The sequence below is a fragment of the Salinibacterium sp. NG22 genome, assembly GCF_015864925.1.
Lineage (GTDB): Bacteria > Actinomycetota > Actinomycetes > Actinomycetales > Microbacteriaceae > Rhodoglobus.
Genome location: NZ_JADYWG010000001.1, coordinates 606,499 through 622,826, shown reverse-complemented (window position 1 = coordinate 622,826; position 16,328 = coordinate 606,499). Strand labels below are relative to the sequence as shown.

16 protein-coding genes are annotated in these 16,328 nt (G+C 59.6%); 5 read left to right on the top strand and 11 right to left on the bottom strand.

Going from position 1 to position 16,328, the window contains the following annotated elements; all coding sequences use genetic code 11:
• From I6E81_RS02995 to I6E81_RS02960, 8 genes are all read right to left on the bottom strand, one after another.
• Entirely contained in the window at positions 1 to 897 is an 897-nt protein-coding gene (locus tag I6E81_RS02995) for a 2-hydroxy-3-oxopropionate reductase (protein ID WP_197105922.1), read from the bottom strand.
• A complete protein-coding gene (locus tag I6E81_RS02990) occupies positions 894 to 1,745 on the bottom strand; it encodes a hydroxypyruvate isomerase family protein (RefSeq protein WP_197105921.1) in 852 nt (283 codons plus the stop codon). Before I6E81_RS02990 ends, I6E81_RS02995 begins: the two co-directional genes overlap by 4 nt.
• A 9-nt stretch (positions 1,746 to 1,754) precedes the next feature.
• Positions 1,755 to 2,633: a carbohydrate ABC transporter permease gene (locus tag I6E81_RS02985; protein WP_197105920.1), complete on the bottom strand. Its 879-nt coding sequence runs from the start codon at positions 2,631 to 2,633 to the stop codon at positions 1,755 to 1,757.
• Between the two features lie 9 nt (positions 2,634 to 2,642).
• The gene (locus I6E81_RS02980) at positions 2,643 to 3,509 is read right to left on the bottom strand and encodes a carbohydrate ABC transporter permease (protein ID WP_197105919.1); all 867 of its coding nucleotides are present in this window, start codon (positions 3,507 to 3,509) and stop codon (positions 2,643 to 2,645) included.
• 109 nt (positions 3,510 to 3,618) lie between these two features.
• Positions 3,619 to 4,941 carry an ABC transporter substrate-binding protein gene (locus tag I6E81_RS02975; protein ID WP_197105918.1) on the bottom strand — a complete coding sequence of 441 codons (1,323 nt, stop codon included), beginning with the start codon at positions 4,939 to 4,941 and terminating at the stop codon, positions 3,619 to 3,621.
• A gap of 52 nt (positions 4,942 to 4,993) precedes the next feature.
• Positions 4,994 to 5,953, bottom strand: a complete 960-nt coding sequence (locus I6E81_RS02970; protein WP_197105917.1) for a nucleoside hydrolase — start codon at positions 5,951 to 5,953, stop codon at positions 4,994 to 4,996.
• 35 nt (positions 5,954 to 5,988) lie between these two features.
• Complete coding sequence (locus I6E81_RS02965; protein WP_197105916.1) at positions 5,989 to 7,416, bottom strand: dihydroorotase family protein; 1,428 nt, start codon at positions 7,414 to 7,416, stop codon at positions 5,989 to 5,991.
• Entirely contained in the window at positions 7,416 to 8,243 is an 828-nt protein-coding gene (locus I6E81_RS02960; protein ID WP_197105915.1) for a hypothetical protein, read from the bottom strand. Before I6E81_RS02960 ends, I6E81_RS02965 begins: the two co-directional genes overlap by 1 nt.
• 353 nt (positions 8,244 to 8,596) lie before the next feature.
• On the opposite strand from I6E81_RS02960, the gene I6E81_RS02955 reads away from it, so the two are divergent.
• Positions 8,597 to 9,613: a LacI family DNA-binding transcriptional regulator gene (locus I6E81_RS02955; RefSeq protein WP_197105914.1), complete on the top strand. Its 1,017-nt coding sequence runs from the start codon at positions 8,597 to 8,599 to the stop codon at positions 9,611 to 9,613.
• 16 nt (positions 9,614 to 9,629) lie between these two features.
• Here I6E81_RS02955 and I6E81_RS02950 read toward each other — a convergent pair whose 3' ends face one another.
• The 3 genes from I6E81_RS02950 to I6E81_RS02940 form a co-directional block, all read right to left on the bottom strand.
• On the bottom strand, positions 9,630 to 10,265 hold the full coding sequence (locus tag I6E81_RS02950) for a copper resistance CopC family protein (RefSeq protein WP_197105913.1): 636 nt from the start codon (positions 10,263 to 10,265) through the stop codon (positions 9,630 to 9,632).
• A gap of 8 nt (positions 10,266 to 10,273) precedes the next feature.
• On the bottom strand, positions 10,274 to 10,993 hold the full coding sequence (locus I6E81_RS02945) for a YcnI family protein (protein ID WP_197105912.1): 720 nt from the start codon (positions 10,991 to 10,993) through the stop codon (positions 10,274 to 10,276).
• Positions 10,994 to 11,058: 65 nt separating this feature from the next.
• Positions 11,059 to 11,637: a hypothetical protein gene (locus I6E81_RS02940; RefSeq protein WP_197105911.1), complete on the bottom strand. Its 579-nt coding sequence runs from the start codon at positions 11,635 to 11,637 to the stop codon at positions 11,059 to 11,061.
• Between the two features lie 181 nt (positions 11,638 to 11,818).
• Here I6E81_RS02940 and clpX point away from each other — a divergent pair, with 181 nt between their 5' ends.
• The 4 genes from clpX (at position 11,819) to I6E81_RS02920 (ending at position 16,283) form a co-directional block, all read left to right on the top strand.
• Positions 11,819 to 13,096 carry an ATP-dependent Clp protease ATP-binding subunit ClpX gene (gene clpX, locus I6E81_RS02935; protein WP_197105910.1) on the top strand — a complete coding sequence of 426 codons (1,278 nt, stop codon included), beginning with the start codon at positions 11,819 to 11,821 and terminating at the stop codon, positions 13,094 to 13,096.
• 202 nt (positions 13,097 to 13,298) lie between these two features.
• Positions 13,299 to 14,516 (top strand): ROK family transcriptional regulator, encoded by a 1,218-nt coding sequence (locus tag I6E81_RS02930; protein WP_197105909.1) that lies wholly within the window; start codon positions 13,299 to 13,301, stop codon positions 14,514 to 14,516.
• Positions 14,516 to 15,463 (top strand): carbohydrate ABC transporter permease, encoded by a 948-nt coding sequence (locus I6E81_RS02925; RefSeq protein ID WP_197105908.1) that lies wholly within the window; start codon positions 14,516 to 14,518, stop codon positions 15,461 to 15,463. Before I6E81_RS02930 ends, I6E81_RS02925 begins: the two co-directional genes overlap by 1 nt.
• Entirely contained in the window at positions 15,456 to 16,283 is an 828-nt protein-coding gene (locus tag I6E81_RS02920; protein WP_197105907.1) for a carbohydrate ABC transporter permease, read from the top strand. The genes I6E81_RS02925 and I6E81_RS02920 overlap by 8 nt, the downstream gene beginning before the upstream one ends.
• Positions 16,284 to 16,328: the final 45 nt, after the last annotated feature.

Below are 16,328 nucleotides of genomic sequence, written 5' to 3'. Positions count from 1 at the left end.
TTATCCCTCGGTCTGATCGTCACTGCGACCGGAGAGTTCACTGACGAGGGTGAACAATGCCGAATGATCGAGGTCGCCGTCGCCGCGGGCTTTGAGCGAACCCATGAGCTGCGCCACCACGGCTCCGAGAGGAATAGCGACCCCCGCCTCCCGTGCCGCAGCCGTAACGATTCCCAAGTCTTTGTCGTGCAAGGTCACACGGAAGCCCGGTGCGAAGTTTCTGGAGAGCATGTTCGGAGCTTTCCGCGAGAGAACTGTGCTGCCGGCAAGACCTCCCGAAAGCACCTTCACTGCGGACTCCATGTCTACTCCGTGGGCTTCGAGGAAGACGAGAGCTTCGGCGACGAGTTCCATCGTGCCGGCCACGATGAGCTGATTTGCAGCCTTTACCGTCTGACCAGAACCTGACGGGCCCACGTGAACGATCGTTGATCCAACAGCGTCGAAGACGGTGGAAGCCTGAGCGAAAGCCTCGGCTGATCCTCCGACCATGACGGATAGTGCACCCTCCACAGCTCCCGCCTCACCACCCGAGACCGGCGCATCGAGCATGTGAATCCCTGAGCTTGCTGCTTCTTCGGCCAACCGGATGGCAACATCCGGTCGAATCGTCGAAAAGTCGATGACGAGGGTGCCCTGAGGCACACGTGCGAACACGCCGCTTTCGCCGCTCAATACAGACTCGACATCGGGGGAGTCCGGCAGCATCGTCACCACAATTTCGGCGCCGGCGATCGCCTCTTCGACGCTCTGTGCGCCTGACCCGCCCTGCGCAATGAACGTGTCGACGGCGGCCCGGCTGCGGTTAAACCCTGTGACGTCGTGGCCAGCGGCAACCAAGTTGGCCGCCATAGGCGCGCCCATGATGCCGAGACCGATGAATGCAATTTTTGTCATAGTGAAGAACCTCTCGTTACTGAAACTGTGATCGATGGGAAATCATTGAGATTGGCGATGCTGGCTTGAGTGTCGCCAGTGGACGGCTTGTACTCGAGCGCGACCGCCCCGGTATAGCCCTGCTCGGTCAATTCGCTGAGATAGCGGTCTAGATCGAGCGTTCCGGAGCCGGGTTCTCCTCGGCCAGGGAAGTCCGCGATTTGTACATGCGCAACGGATGAGGCGTGACTCTTGATAGCGGCTGAAACATCATCCCCGTTCGCGGCTAAGTGGAAAATATCGAGCAAAAAAGCAACGTTCGAGTGTCCGGATGCCCGGACGCGATCTACCACCGCGATAGCGTCCGCCGCGGTGCGCAGCGGATAAGGCTTGGGGCCGCTCACGGCTTCGATGAGCACTGTCGCCCCGATGGTGGCGGCAGCGTCGGCGGCAAAGCCGAGGCTCTGGATGGCGAGCTCATCCTGTGCTTCCGGAGTCGAGGTCTCGACTCGGTTTCCATAGAGCGCGTTGAACGCTCCCACGTTGAGGCGCGAACCGATGGCCGTTGCGATTTCCACGCTGTCGCGAAATTCTGCTTGGCGGTCGGGAAGAGAGAGGACACCGCAATCGGGCCCGAAAAGGTCCCCAGCAAAGTAGTTGAGTCCGACAAGCTTCGCTCCGGAATCGTCAATAGCCCCGACAAACTTGTCGACGTCGCTATCAGTGGGCGAAGCAGAATCGAACGGCCACCAATATTCGATCGAATCGAAACCAGCGTTATAGGCGGCGGCCGGCCGCTGGAGGAGGGGCAACTCTTGGAACAGCAGCGAGCAATTGGCGACGTAGGTGGAACGTTGGGGGGAGTTCATGCGATGTCCTTACTTGAGTCCGGAAGAAGCGAGGCCCTGCACGAAGAAGCGCTGAGCGAAGAGGAAGAGGAGGATCAGTGGCACTGTGGCCACAGCGGCGCCCGCGAACGTCAAGCCCCAGTTGGGCAGCTCACCCGCAGATACCGACTGGGCAATGGCGACCTGAATGACCTGGTTCTGAGAACTTTGCACGACCGTCAACGGCCAGAGGAATGCGTTCCACGAGAACAAGAAGGTCACGAGGCACAGAGTTGCCAACGATGTGCGCACGTTGGGAAGGATGATCGACCAGAAGACCCGGAAGTGTCCCGCACCATCGAGTCGTGCCGCCTCATCCAACTCCATCGGGATCTCTTCGAAGGCTTGCTTCAGAAGGAAGAGCCCGAAAACGCTCGAGACCCAGGGAAGCGCGACCGCGAGGAGTGTGTCTTGCAGGTTGAGGCCAGCAATTACCCCATACATCGGCACGACAAGCGCTTCTGCCGGAAGCATGAATGTTGCGAGGATCACCGCGAAGACCACGCCGCGGCCCTTGAACGAAATTCTCGTCAACGCATAGGCAGCGAGGGTGCAGACCACCAGGGTGCCGCCCACTTGGATGAACGCGACGATGAGCGAATTGACGAGAGCGAGACCGATTCCTTTTTCGAAAAGCGCCACAAAGTTGTCGATCGTTCCGCCGACGGGAAGAAATACCTTCCACGAGAGCGGGTTGAGATCATCGAAGATCGCGGTCTGATTTTTGAATGCAGACGACACCATCCAGAGGTAGGGCAGGAGGAATGCGCCCACGATGATGGCAATCACCACAAACGAGACGCCGAAGCGAGCGATAGTCATGGGGAGTCGGCGAAGCTGATGTGGTTCCGCTATGCGTTGAGTAGTCATGGCGTCCTCCTAATAGTTCCAACGAGTGCGAAGTAACCGCATCTGGATCAAGCTGATGATGATGGCGAAAGCAAGCACGACGAGCGCCATTGCGGAGGCGTAGCCCGGCTGCTGAAGAATGAACGCCGTCTTGTAGATGTGATAAATGATGAGGTTCGTCGTGCCCTGAGGGGCGCCACCCGTCATGATGTACGCCGGCGCAAATGCTTGGAGTGCGAAGACAGTCATCACTACGACAATGAACAGGGTCGTGCGGGAGAGCAGCGGAAGAGTGATGCTGAGCGTGCGACGGAGGGGCCCGGCTCCATCCATATGTGCCGCCTCGCTGAGCTCGGCGGGAACTGCTTGCAGCCCACCGAGAAAGAGAACGGTTGCCAGGCCGACTTGTTGCCAGACGGTCATCACGATGATGGCGGGGAGTGCTTGGGTGGTGTCGGTGAGAAAACCTGCGGACGGAATTCCAACTGTCGCGAGCACCGAGTTGATCAACCCTGTCTCATTGAGCAGGAACGTCCAGAGTGTCGCGACGACAACCGACGAGGTGACAACGGGAAGAAAGATCATGGTGCGTACGAGAGCCCGAGCGGGCAGCTTGCCGTTGAGAAAAACCGCCAGTGCGAAGGACGCAGGGACGACAAGAACAAGGACACCGAGAATGAACGCGAACGTGATCAGCAGCGACTGGATTGTCTCTGCATCCGTGAAGATCCGGATGAAGTTGTCCGCACCGACGAAGGTTGCGTTGTCGGGGTTGAAAAGGCTGTAGTCGAGCACGCTGCTGCGAGCCATGACTGCCAGCGGAATGTATTGAAAGACCAGCAGAAGCAGAAGGAACGGGGTGAGGAAGGCAAGCGCAGGTAGTGCGCCCTTCCCCATCGCGCTCTTCGATCTGCGCCTGGGCGGAAGCGAAGTGCTTCCGCCCAGGTCTCTGACCGCGAGCGGCGTGGAATCGATCGGGCCAGAATGCATGACGATGTTTCCTGTTCTACTTCGAGAGGATCGGGTCGAGCTTGGCGACTGCCTGATCGAGCTCAGTCTTCGGATCCGCTCCATAAGCGATGTTCTTCAGCGCTGCAGTCACGTAGAGGTCATACGCGTCGAAGTGCGGTCCGGGAGGACGCGGTACGCCCCACTCCTGGATCTCTTCGACGGGAATGTTCAACGGTGCTTCGCTGAGCGAAGGCAGTGCTTCGGTCGTCGACACCAACACTGGAATCCGGAGGTTGTTCTCAACCCACTCGAGGTACTGGTCACCGGTGTCCATTGCAACAACGGCCGTGGCCGCTGCCTCTGCGTTGTTCGAACGTGCGGTGACGCCGAATGTAACAGCGCCGGTGTGCACAACAGGGGTAACGAGATACGGCGTTGGGCTCACACCGAAGTCCACTCCCGCGTTAGTAAGAGTCGTAGCGTTGGAGCTCACTTCGAGGTCGAAGCACGCCTTGCCATCGATCAGTGCATTGGGAAGACCAGTCTTCGATGTCACAGCATCCGGGCCTTCGAACAAGTTCTGGTAGAAGGTCGCACCCTCGATAGCTTCAGGCGTGTTCAGCCAGCCATCGACAGTGGTTCCGTCGTCAGAGATTGCATAGAACGTCTTGTACGCCGATGATGACTCAGGAGCAGTGGGGTCTCCCATACTGCGCAAGAAGAGCTGATCGCGGTACGACGTTCCCGGGGTGCCGTCTCCGAGTCGTGACGGTGCGAGACCGTACACGGTCGACCCAGCAGCCTCGGTTGCCGATACCTGGCAGGTCAGCATTGCGGCTTGCGCCTCTGGCCATGTCCACGCGGTGTCAAGAGAGGTGGGAGGTGTGATGCCGGCTGCATCAGTCAGCTCCTTGTTGAAGTACAAGGAGAGAGTGTCTTGCTCGTTGCCGGGCGAGTAAACCTGGCCGTCCCACGAGTTCTCCGTCAACGTCGCTGACGTCACGTCGTCAAACCAGCCATCGGGCAGGTAATCGTCAAGGGGAAGCAAGAAGCCCTGCGATGCGTAGGATGCGGTGCTTGGAGCGTCGAATCCGACAATGTCTGGCGGGTTCGACGACGGTGCGAGCACCGCGATCTTTGCTGCCAAGTTGCCGAACGGAACTTCGTCCACGGTGAAAATGACGCATTTGTTGGCGGCTGTGTAGGCATCCAATTGCTCGTCAGTGGGGGAGTTGTTTTCTGCGCGGAGTACGGAGAGTTCGGTTACGCCGTCCTCGCAGCCTGCGATGGTGGGGGTGGAGCCGGCAGAACATCCGGCGAGAGCCATAATGGCTACCGTCCCGACCGCCGTGCTCAGTGTTGCGATGTTGCGTTTCATTGTTTTCCCTTGCTTAGGTGGAGCGAAATATTCGAAACGTGAAGAGCAGTGGTTATCGCTGGATAGAGACACACTCCTTCAGCAGTCGATAGAAGACGTCAGCGTTCGCCGTCAATGCGACGTAGGCGTTCGGTTCTTCTATGCCTCGGTGACGAACGTCGATAACAGTCCTACCGAAGGTGCGCACTCCTGTTGTCTCGATGCCGACGTGAAGGTGGTTAAGAGGAAGGACAGCGGGGTCGAGCAGATACGCGATGCAGACGGCATCGTGAATGGGGGCGCTGTCGGGAATCGCCTGTGGCTGGCTTTCATCGTGGGCGACGATGCGCTGTTGGATACAGATCGCGGTCGCCAGTCCAGCGGGGGTACTGAGAGCGTGAAGCTCGGATGCCTGTGCTCCGGTGACGAGTGCGTCGTGCGTCGCGTCGAGGGGAACCAGAACAATTCGCTTGAAGCCGGCTTTGAAAACGACGTCAGCAGCTACGGGGTCATGCCAGATGTTCGATTCTGCCGACGGCGTTGCGTTGCCGAAAGCGTGCGCGCCACCCATGATGACGATCTCGTCGACCTTCTCGATGATCGAGGGGTCGAGGGTGATCGCAGCCGCGATGTTTGTCAGTGGACCGACTGGCACCAGCGTGATGGGTTCAGTACGAGCTCGCAGCGTCTCGACTAACCACTCGACAGCGCCCTGCGTTTGAGCAACCGAGGTGGCGGGCGGGAGGTCGAGCTCCTTCGGGTGCATCTTTCCGCCGCTGTGATCGTCCGAAGGGCTGGGCTGCGGTACGCCGATAGGGCCGAATGGCTCATCGAGTCCCCGATAGACAGGGATGTCGGAGCGGTTGATGTAGTCGAGCACGCGAAGCGTGTTGTCAGTCGTATTCTCGACCGGACGATTGCCCCACACGGTGGTGCACGCAACGAGGTCGATCTCTGGCGATAGCGCTGCCATCATGATTGCAATCGCGTCGTCAGTTCCTGTGTCGACATCGAGGATGATTGACCGTGGCATGTAGTGTGCTCCTTCTTGTTTGGTGATGATGAGGATCAGACCGCGAGTGCGGGGTCTGTCCGGAAGCGATCGTTCAGCATTTCTCCACGGAAGTCCTCGCGTGGGAACTCGCCGTCAGCGAAGACGACGACGCCGCCGCATACGGTCACGCTCGGCCACATCCGCAATGTCATGCCGGCGTAGGGCGAGTAATCGATGGGCGAGTGAAGATCTTCGATCCGTACGACTCGCTCACCTTCCTCGAGGATGACGAGGTCGGCATCCATACCGATTGCGACCTTGCCTTTACCTTCGAGACCGAATCTCACGGCGGCATTGCGCGAGGTGAGTTCGATGAGGCTTTCCATGCTCATGCCGTTGTCCACGACAAGGTGCGTCAAGAGCAGCGGGAGCATGAGGCCGATACCGGGCAATCCAGGCTTGGAAGTTTCCCAGTCAGTTTTTGCGGCGCTTGGCCATTCGTTGTGGTCGGATCCGAAGAAATCGATCTCGCCCGCGAGAACTGCCTCGGTAATGGCGTCGGAAAGACTGCGGTCGCGGATGGGCGGGGCAACTTTGCCCTCCGGGCCAATTGCCGACTCAGTGCTGAGCACCATGTAGTGAACACATGACTCAAGTGCCGCGCCCGGGTAACCCAATGCCTTTCTGGCTTTGATCGCTTCCAAGCTCGAGACGTGCACGATCGATACTTGGCAGCCCGCCTCTTCTGCAAGATAGAGAGCGGTCCAGGCGGCATCCCCTTCGGCGATGGTGGGGCGCGATCGCTCCCACCCTGCGAGCGAGTCGAGCCCAGCGGTGCTTTCCGTTTGCATAGCAGCGTCGACGATGTCGCCATCTTCGGCGTGCACCAGTGCTTGAGCACCGTTGGCTACGATCGCGGCGAATGCTTCTCGCATTTGCGCGTGGTTGAGGCTTCCGATTCCGCCCAGATTCTTGGCCTCTTCACCCCGGTAGGGCATGAAGATCTTGAACGTGCGCATGCCTTCTTTGGTGGCCTGCTCGATTTCTGAGACTTGGCCCATATTCATGAGGCAGCCGTGGAACATCACATTGATCTGAGACTGAGCACGCGCCGCGGCCAGCCCGTCGTGGAACGAATCGAGCAGCGACGGGGTGCCGAACTGCACGTAATTGAGCGCAGTGGTGCAGCCACCGGCAAGCGCGCCGCGCGACTCAGCGGAGAAATTGTCGTCCGGTCCAAGGCCGGGAATGTGGTTGTACTCGTCAGCGCGCTGGTTGATGTGAGCGTGGGAATCGATCGCACCGGGAATCACCCACCGACCCGCGGCATCCGTCGTTTCTGTTGCGTGGCCTAAATCTTGCACGTTGCTCGACATTGCGACGATGACGCCGCCCTTGATGCCGATGTTGTAGAGCGCGTCGTCGTCGGAACGAATTTTTGCGTTCGTGATGACGAGGTCAAGTTGCTCGGCGGGCGCGGAGGCGCTGTGATCGTGGGACATTACTGTGCCATCCATTCAGTCTTCAGATAATCGGTGTCGAGGTAACGTTCGGAAAGTTGGGTGCGGTACCACTCGTCTCGCTCTGTTTCATCGAGGGCTCGGTACTCGCGCCACAGGAGTCCGATGGCTACCCCGGCGTAAAGCTGGTAGTCGAGAACATGGGCGAGCGCCTCGTGGTCGTTCAGGAGCGCGTCGGCGCTTTCAGTGGTGAGCGTTTGAGGGGCCAACGTGACGAAGTCAGCGAATGCTGCGCTCTCGACCGCTGCGAGCGAGTCAACGTGGGGTCGTCCTTCGGGGCGGGAATCGACGTACGTCACGAGATCGTCGTAAAGAGCGAGCCACTGGCTCCGTTGAGGCTCATCGAGCCAGAGCGCAGAGCTGAAGAGCATGAGGGCGTGGTGCCGGATCATCGTGTAGTCGTCCACTAGCCCGTCGAGCTGAATTTGGAGAATGTCGTTCGTGATCGACATTTGGATGCGACTGGTATCGGTCAGCAACGTGCGGTACGACGGGTTCGCGTCGAGCACCGGAGCATAAGCGATCTCGATGAGTCGGAGAAAGAATGCTGCATCAGGAAGATGCCAGATGCGGCGAACTTCTTGGCTTGAGTCCAACCACGTCAACATGAAGTTTCCGAAAGTCCAGTCAGTCTCGTCGTCGGCGAGCACACCGACGACGTCGGCGCGATGCGCAACGGGCCCCGCTAAGGAGAGCAGGTGATCAGAATGCGACTGGGCCTTCGCTACCCACGCTGGCACATCAGCCGTGACAACGGGGGCACAGGTTGGTGCGTGGTGGTGAGGCGAGGGGAGTGAGGAAAGAGCCACAGCCTTGGTTCCTTTCGAATCGCCGGATGAACGTGCGATGTGAGGTTTGTTTAGCGATCTACGCGGGTAGATTGTGGACTATACAAACAGACCGTTTCGTCAGGGTCAAGCACTAATTTTGAAAATGGACCAGTGATTACGCAGATTTAACGTCGAAGAAACATGGAAATCTGCGTGAATTCTTTCTGTACGCACGTTTATTGCCTACCCGCGTAGATATTTTTCGGGTAAAGTGATTTTTCTTTAGCCTTCCACCTTGGATTGCGACATGATCGTCTGTGCGGCGTGTGCGCCGTCGACGTGCTCCGAACGGCACAGGGGAAAGCACTGATGAATAGGGAATCGAATACACCTTGGTAACCAGAGACGATGTTGCTCGCGAAGCGGGCACCTCTACTGCCGTTGTCAGTTACGTCATGAACAACGGCCCCCGCAATGTTGCCGCGCCGACGAAACAGCGTGTGCTCGATGCGGTCGCTCGGCTCGGTTACCGCCCTAATGCCACTGCTCGCGCTTTGGCCTCAGCGTCCAGCACGGTATTAGGGCTGATCGCTTCGGACATCACCAACCCCTACTGCAGTGAGCTCGCCATCGAGGTGGAGAACTCCGCACTTGCCCGTGGCCATTCGCTGCTGCTCGGAAACGCCATGAATAGCGATGAAAGGCAAGCACGCCACCTTCGCTCGTTTATGGAGCACCAAGTGCGCGGGATTCTCTTCGTCGGAAGCACGGACGAGCGTCGTTCAAGTCATGAAGAGACGTCTAGTGTGCTTGAAGGCAACCACACACCACTCGTGTTTTTCGACCGCCCGGCAAGCGAGCTTGGAGCGACCGCGATACTGGTCGACAACCGTGGTGGAGGTTTCGCCGCCACCTCTCACCTACTCGACCACGGGTACGAATCCGTTGCGTGTTTCTCTGGCCCGGCGCACCTGTATGGAGTCAGCGACCGACTAGCCGGGTGGGGCGATGCTCTCAAGGCAAAGGGTATGAAGGTCAACGACCACGAGGTATTCGAGAGCGAATTCGATCGCTACAGCGCTTTCGCGCTCGCACGGGATATTTTTGCGCGACCCACGCGCCCGCGGGCAATCTTCGTCCATAGTGATGAGCAAGCGTTCGGAATCATGACCGCGGCGACGCAAGCGGGGCTCAGCATTCCCGAGGACCTGGCGCTCATTTCTTTCGATGGGCTCAAGGAATCGAGCATCGTCTTGCCCCGCCTCACGACCGTCCAGCAACCGTTCCACACTGCGGCCTCGCTCGGGGTGGATGTTCTTCTTGACGCAACTCCGGGGTCTCAAGAAGCGCCCCACAATCGTGTTCTTCCGCTGGACCTCACCATTCGTGAAAGTTGCGGCTGCAGATAATGGTTGGCTCGGCCCGCTAAGACTCGTCCTTCTCGTCCTTGTTGCGCTTCGCAGTAATCAAGAAGATCGCTACTCCCGCAACTAAGACCAAGGCGATCGCTCCGCCCACGAGCACGAGCGTGCCGGCGTCTGCGGCAGCAGCGTCACTATCCGCGTCGTCCTGCGCTGGGTCGGTTGCATCTGCCGGGGGAGTGGACTCCTCAAGTGTTCCGCCGCCACAGGCTGGAGGCCCGCTCAGTGGGCCGGAGATCGTCTGGTCGGCATCCGGTTCCCACGTGAAGTCGATTTCGTCTGACACGGTGTGGCCATCGGCGGAGACCAGTTGCCAGAGCATCCGGTAGTCGCCTGCTTCACCCAGGGTCGCGCCGGTCGACAGCGTTGCATCGCTGATGGTGAAGCAACCGTCACCGTAGTACCCGCCGTTCGAATCCAAGATCTGAATCGCGAACCCGCCGCCGTCACCCGCAAGGTCGAGCAGGGTGTCGTTTGTGGTGACCGAGAACTCGTCGGGGAGCACGGTGAGGGTGTCGCCCTCCAGCGGCGTGCTCTCGACGAGGTAGTTGTGAGCGTACGCGGGCGCGGCCACGAGCAGCGTGAGTGCTGCTAGCGTGGCCGCGCCGAACGCGGCGCCTCTGCGAATAGCTTGACGCATAGGGTGAACTACTTTGCGGTGGGGCGGCGGAAGGCGAAGGCTGCTACGAGACCGGCGAGGCCAGCGACGAGGCCGGCGATGCCGAGACCGCGGGCAACCGGGTCGCCGCTGCTTGCGGATTCGGCGGAGTGCATTTGCTCTTCGGTTTCGTCAGCGTCGTGGTCACCAGTGTCGCTGTCAGCTGCAGCGTCGTGGTGGTCGACCGCCTCGTCGTTGACGTAGAGGATCGGCGCCGGCTTCTCTGCATCCTCTTCGACACCGTTCCAGCTCACGACGCTGCCATCGGTGTAGCTCTGGTCTGCTGCGAGTACGACACTTCCGACATCAGGAACCGGGCCGAGGGAGACGGGCAGCAGCAAGAGTCCGCCATCACCGAGCTCTGAGCCGGGCTGAGCGGTCCACACGATCGAGGTCACCGCCTCCGTGATCTCGCTTTCGCCGATCATGACAGGCTCGGGCAGTTCGCTGCGCACGAGTTGAGCATCCCAGCCGGCTACCGGCACGAAACGTACGCTCGTGAAGGGAGTGTCGGTAGGCAAAAACAGCTCAACCCGGTTGGTCTTTTCGGTTTCAGATTCGTTGGGAACCTTGACCGTGATGAGGGCGTAGTCGCCAGGGTCTGCCTGACCGGGATCGATCGTGACGTGGGCCATGGCGGCGAGTGGTGCTGCAATGGCGAGGGCGGCTCCCGCCGAGAGCGCGAGTGCAGCTTTAGTGAAATTCTTCATTAGTTTCTTTCTCAAAAGGGGTCGCGAAAATGCGACAAATATCGGGGATGCTGGGCGGCGTCGTGCTAAACCGCAGGCATGGTGGCTGGTGGGCCCCGATAACGCGTGATGGAGAGAACTCGTGCAACAAGCGGCGTTGCCGGCGCGGCGACAGGCACAACGCGGAACTCGAGAATGCGTGTTCCGGCGATGCTCGCGGATGCGAGAAGCCGCGACACAAAGACGCGGGCCGTTTCGAACAGCCCCCAGAAGGCAACCTCGGCGTAGCGGAACATCAGAATCGTGACCACTGCCGCCGCAAGATGCGAAAGCGACATGGTCGAGTCCGCAGTCTGGGTCGCCGAGGAGAAGTCAAACGTCATGGCTGCCATGTTGTGCGGCGCGATACCTTCCGGCGCCAGCATCGAACTAAACAGTGTGTGGTACATCGCCTGGCTCACCAGAATGGCAGCACTGAGGCGAACAATCGAGACCGTGCGCCCGGCCAAAAGGGTGCAAATGGCGACGGAGATGACGAGCGAGACGCCGATGCCGAACATCGACGGAGATGCTCCGCCAGCGACGACGTGGGAGAGAGCTGCGGCACACGTAGCAAACAGCGCAGCTAAGCCGCCGCGGAGCACGCGCGTTGCACGAGTATGCATGGGGCCCCTTCTGTTGGCTAGGTCGAACTCGTTAACCCTAGTTCGTATCCGTAGGCACATTCGCTTGGTCAGATGACGCTTGTTTCGACGCGCCGAAACGCCGCCGGTAATTGTGACGGAGACTGAACGAATATCGGGTTAGGCTCGTTATCAAGGTATTTACTCAAGGAGAGGAACCGGCATGGCCCGAATTGGGGAAAGCGCGGACCTGCTCAAGTGTTCCTTCTGCGGCAAAAGCCAAAAGCAGGTACAGCAATTGATCGCCGGTCCGGGCGTATATATCTGCGACGAGTGCGTAGATCTGTGCAACGAGATCATTGAAGAGCGTCTTGCTGAAGCTGGCGAAGAAACGTCGAGCGAGTTCGACCTGCCTAAGCCGCGTGAAATCTATGACTTCTTAGAGGAATACGTCATCGGCCAGGAGGCAGCTAAGCGCTCGCTTTCGGTGGCCGTCTATAACCATTACAAGCGTGTTCGTGCTCGCAACACCATCACTTCGGCGGATGCCGTGATTGATGACGTCGAGATCGCTAAGTCGAACATCCTGCTGATCGGTCCTACCGGTTGCGGAAAGACGTATCTCGCTCAAACTCTGGCCAAGCGCCTCAACGTGCCGTTCGCTGTAGCGGATGCCACAGCCCTCACCGAGGCCGGCTATGTCGGTGAAGATGTCGAGAACATTCTCCTCAAGCTTCTGCAGGCTGCTGACTATGACGTGAAGCGCGCGGAGACGGGCATCATCTACATCGATGAGATCGACAAGATCGCTCGCAAGGCAGAGAATCCCTCCATCACGCGCGATGTGTCAGGAGAGGGTGTGCAGCAAGCGCTGCTCAAGATTCTTGAGGGCACCGTCGCTTCTGTTCCGCCGCAGGGCGGCCGCAAGCACCCGCACCAAGAGTTCATTCAGGTGGATACCACCAACGTGCTCTTCATCGTGGCTGGCGCATTCTCTGGTCTCGAAGAAATCATCTCGAACCGCGCTGGTAAAAAGGGCATCGGCTTCGGCGCTCCGCTGCACAGCAAGGGCGACGATGTGAACCTCTTCGGCGAAGTTCTGCCAGAAGACCTCCACAAGTTTGGTCTCATCCCTGAGTTCATTGGCCGGCTGCCTGTTGTGACCACGGTCACGCAGCTCGACCAAGTCGCCCTCATGGACATCCTCACCACTCCCAAGAATGCTCTCGTGCGCCAGTACCAGCGCATGTTCGAAATTGACGGCGTTGAGCTTGAGTTCGAACACGATGCCCTCGAGTCGATCGCTGATCTTGCCGTGCTGCGTCAAACGGGTGCTCGAGGCCTCCGTGCGATTCTCGAAGAAGTGCTCGGCCCGATCATGTTCGATGTGCCCTCCGACGAAACCGTCGGCCGCGTCATTGTTACTAGGGCGGCGGTGCTGGAAAATGCAGCGCCCACGATCGTGCCTCGCAAGCCGGTGCGTGCGGAGAAGTCGGCCTAACCGCAGTCCTTTACAAGCGCAGGTGACCCACTGGGTCGCCTGCGCTTTCTGGTTTTAAGGCGGATGCGGGCTATGAACGCGTGCCCGTTGTGCCGATTTTCACCCCATCATCGCTGTACTTTGCAGGCGTGTGGTCTCGCGCCATTGACATTTGCCCGTACTTAATTCTATGGTTTGTTTAGTCCTGAACTAAGGGGAACCAATGGCGATTCGTCCGATGGCACGTACCGATGTAAACCGGTCAGCAATCCTTGCTCACCTGGGTGCACACGGTCCGGCATCCCGTGCTGAGCTTGCTCGCACGCTGAGTCTCTCACCGGCTCTTATGACGCAACTCACCAAAGACTTGCTCCACGACGGTCTCTTGCGGGAGCTTGAGCACCAGCCGTCACAGGGTGGACGACCGGCGCGGATGCTCGGCCTCGTCTCCAGTGCGGGGCGCGCGGTTGGCGTGAAGGTGGCCTCCGATCATGTGGCTTTCGTCGAGGTCGGAATCGATGGCATCGTGCTGCGGACGGCGAGCGAACCGTTCGACGCGTCAGCCACCACGATGCTCATGACACTTGCTGGGCTGCTTCGCTCGTTCATCGCTGGCGGCTCGTCGGCACCACTCCTCGGTATTGGCGTCGGTGTTCCCGGCTCTGTTGATTCGCAAGCCGCCGGAGTGGTGAGTTCCACCCAGCTGAAGTGGAACAACGTGCCGATCGGGGCCACGTTGCGTCGGGAGCTGGGGTTGCCAGTACTCGTCGAAAACAACGTGAACGCTCTCGCGATGGCGGAGCGTCTTTACGGTCTCGGCCGTCGTCACCGCAACTTTCTTGCCGTGACGATCGGAACGGGAATCGGCGCCGCAATCGTGATCGACGGTCTCATCGTCCGTGGCTTTGGCGGCGGCGCGGGAGAGATCGGTCATATTCCCGTGCGCGACAGCGGTCCCCGCTGCACGTGCGGAAACACCGGATGCCTCGAGACCTTTGTCTCAGAGGGCGCACTTGTCGCGACGGCGCGCAATCGCGAAATCATCGCTCCCGGAGCGGGAATTGCGGCACTTCGCGACGCGGCAGATCGCGGCAATGCCGACGCCATCGCTGTCTTCGGCGAGGCCGGGCACCTGCTTGGTCGAGCAATTGCGGGTCTCGTGCATGTTCTTGACCCTGAGATTGTGATCCTGCTGGGGGAGGGCACTGCAGACTGGGGGCACTGGTCCTATGGCTTTGAGCCGGCTTTCCGTGCTGCGCTCATGCCTGCTCGGCGCGGTGTTCCCGTTGCGGTTGAGACCTGGCAAGACGCCAGCTGGGCGCAGGGCGCTGCGACTCTCGTGCTCGCGACTCCGTTCGACGCCGAAGGCATCGCCGGCGAGCAAGGCGACCTGGTCCGTCAGCGTCTTGTGCAGCAGGCGTCTCCGCAGGAGAATTCCTGATGGTTCTGCCGACCGCCCTCGACGCGCCAACGGTGCCCCCACCGTCGCGCGCGCCACGAAGCAGGAAAAAGCCGCGCGCCAGTGCAGGCTATGTGCTGACCGTGCTCGCCTTCCTGCTGCCGAGTGCCATCCCACTGACTCTCTTCGTGCTTGGACCCATGGTTGCGGCCGCTTGGATTAGCTTCACCGAGTGGAATCTCATCACTCCCATGGAATTCATCGGATGGGAGAACTATCGTTCACTCCTCGCCGACGAACGCACCGGGGAAGTCTTCCTCCACACAATCGGTTACATCGCCGGATACCTTCCCCTCGTCTACATCGGCGGATTGGCGCTAGCGCTCGCACTCAATCAAGCCCTGAAGGGTCGGTCCCTCTGGCGGGGAATCTACTTTCTGCCGGTTGTCACGAGTTGGATTGCCGTGGCCATCGTGTGGCGCTGGCTTCTCAACCCCAACAACGGTGTCGTCAACCTCGCGCTTGGCTGGTTCGGCATTGATGGCCCCGGTTGGTGGACAGACCCCGACTGGGCAATGATCTCGATCATCCTTGCCAGCTCGTGGAAAGACCTCGGCTTCGTGATGGTGATTCTGCTTGCGGGGCTGCAGACGATTAACCCTGATCTGTATGACGCCGCCAAGGTGGACGGTGCTGGCGCCTGGAGCCGATTCCGGAACGTCACGATTCCGATGCTGAGCCCCAGCACGTTCTTCGTCGTGGTGATTTCACTCATCAACGGCTTCCAAGTCTTCGACCAGGTCTATGCAATGACGGGTGGCGGACCGGGCGGATCTACGCAAGTGGTCGTTCAGCAGATTTACGACCTCACGTTCCGCTATGGCGCTGCGGGCGAAGCATCCGCCCTCTCGTGGTTGCTCTTTATCGTGATCCTCGCGGTCACTGTGATTCAAATTATTGGACAAAAGAGGTGGGTTCACTATGGCTAAATCGCCGCGCACTCGCCCCAGGATGATCGTCTTGCATGTTGTCGTCATTGCTGGCGCGATCGCGATGTTCTTCCCCTTTCTGTGGACGTTCATCACCTCAATCACTCCGGGCGCTGGATTCTCCATCGCTCCCCAGCTGTGGCCGGAAAACCCATCATTCGAGGCGTATCGAACGCTGTTTACTGAGCGTCCCTTTGGTCGCGTCGTTGCGAACAGCGTCGGGCTCGCCCTCGTGACCACGCTGGCGCAACTCTTCACGAGCGCCACCGCAGCGTATGCGTTTAGTCGACTGCCATTCCGCGGCCGCGGCGTTATCTTCGCGGTCTACCTCGCCACGATGATGATTCCGCTGCAAGTGCTCATCGTGCCGCTGTTTGCTGAGCTCAAAGCATTCGGATTGCTCAACACGTACCTCGGTGCGCTGCTCCCGACGTTTGCGAGCGCATTCGGAATCTTCTTGCTTCGCCAGGCCGTGAACCAGGTTCCGCGGGAACTCGACGAGGCCGCGAAGCTCGACGGCGCCGGTCACTTTCGGGTGTTCACGCAAATCATTCTCCCCAACATCCGGCCGGCTCTCGCCACCCTCACTGTGTTCGCCTTCATGAGCAGCTGGAACGCGTTTTTGTGGCCACTCGTCGTGCTGCGCTCACCCGAGTTGCAGACCCTGCCGATCGCTCTAGCGGGACTTCAAGGTCAATACACGACCGCGTGGGACGTCGTGATGGCCGGCTCGATCGTGAGCATATTGCCGATGCTCGCGCTCTACATTTTCGCCCAAAAGTACATCATTCAGGGCGTCGCAAGCTCAGGGATCAAGTAAGGCCCCGGGACACCAGAGATCCAATCATCACGTGACATCAAAGGA

What these genes read in the sequence shown, in the direction of transcription:
- I6E81_RS02975 (WP_197105918.1), bottom strand. Translation starts at nt 4,941, where the DNA reads ATGAAACGCAACATCGCAACACTGAGCACGGCGGTCGGGACGGTAGCC.
- I6E81_RS02995 (WP_197105922.1), bottom strand. Translation starts at nt 897, where the DNA reads ATGACAAAAATTGCATTCATCGGTCTCGGCATCATGGGCGCGCCTATG.
- clpX (WP_197105910.1), top strand. Translation starts at nt 11,819, where the DNA reads ATGGCCCGAATTGGGGAAAGCGCGGACCTGCTCAAGTGTTCCTTCTGC.
- I6E81_RS02940 (WP_197105911.1), bottom strand. Translation starts at nt 11,637, where the DNA reads ATGCATACTCGTGCAACGCGCGTGCTCCGCGGCGGCTTAGCTGCGCTG.
- I6E81_RS02980 (WP_197105919.1), bottom strand. Translation starts at nt 3,509, where the DNA reads ATGGGGAAGGGCGCACTACCTGCGCTTGCCTTCCTCACCCCGTTCCTT.
- I6E81_RS02920 (WP_197105907.1), top strand. Translation starts at nt 15,456, where the DNA reads ATGGCTAAATCGCCGCGCACTCGCCCCAGGATGATCGTCTTGCATGTT.
- I6E81_RS02945 (WP_197105912.1), bottom strand. Translation starts at nt 10,993, where the DNA reads ATGAAGAATTTCACTAAAGCTGCACTCGCGCTCTCGGCGGGAGCCGCC.
- I6E81_RS02950 (WP_197105913.1), bottom strand. Translation starts at nt 10,265, where the DNA reads ATGCGTCAAGCTATTCGCAGAGGCGCCGCGTTCGGCGCGGCCACGCTA.
- I6E81_RS02965 (WP_197105916.1), bottom strand. Translation starts at nt 7,416, where the DNA reads ATGTCCCACGATCACAGCGCCTCCGCGCCCGCCGAGCAACTTGACCTC.
- I6E81_RS02925 (WP_197105908.1), top strand. Translation starts at nt 14,516, where the DNA reads ATGGTTCTGCCGACCGCCCTCGACGCGCCAACGGTGCCCCCACCGTCG.
- I6E81_RS02930 (WP_197105909.1), top strand. Translation starts at nt 13,299, where the DNA reads ATGGCGATTCGTCCGATGGCACGTACCGATGTAAACCGGTCAGCAATC.
- I6E81_RS02990 (WP_197105921.1), bottom strand. Translation starts at nt 1,745, where the DNA reads ATGAACTCCCCCCAACGTTCCACCTACGTCGCCAATTGCTCGCTGCTG.
- I6E81_RS02970 (WP_197105917.1), bottom strand. Translation starts at nt 5,953, where the DNA reads ATGCCACGGTCAATCATCCTCGATGTCGACACAGGAACTGACGACGCG.
- I6E81_RS02985 (WP_197105920.1), bottom strand. Translation starts at nt 2,633, where the DNA reads ATGACTACTCAACGCATAGCGGAACCACATCAGCTTCGCCGACTCCCC.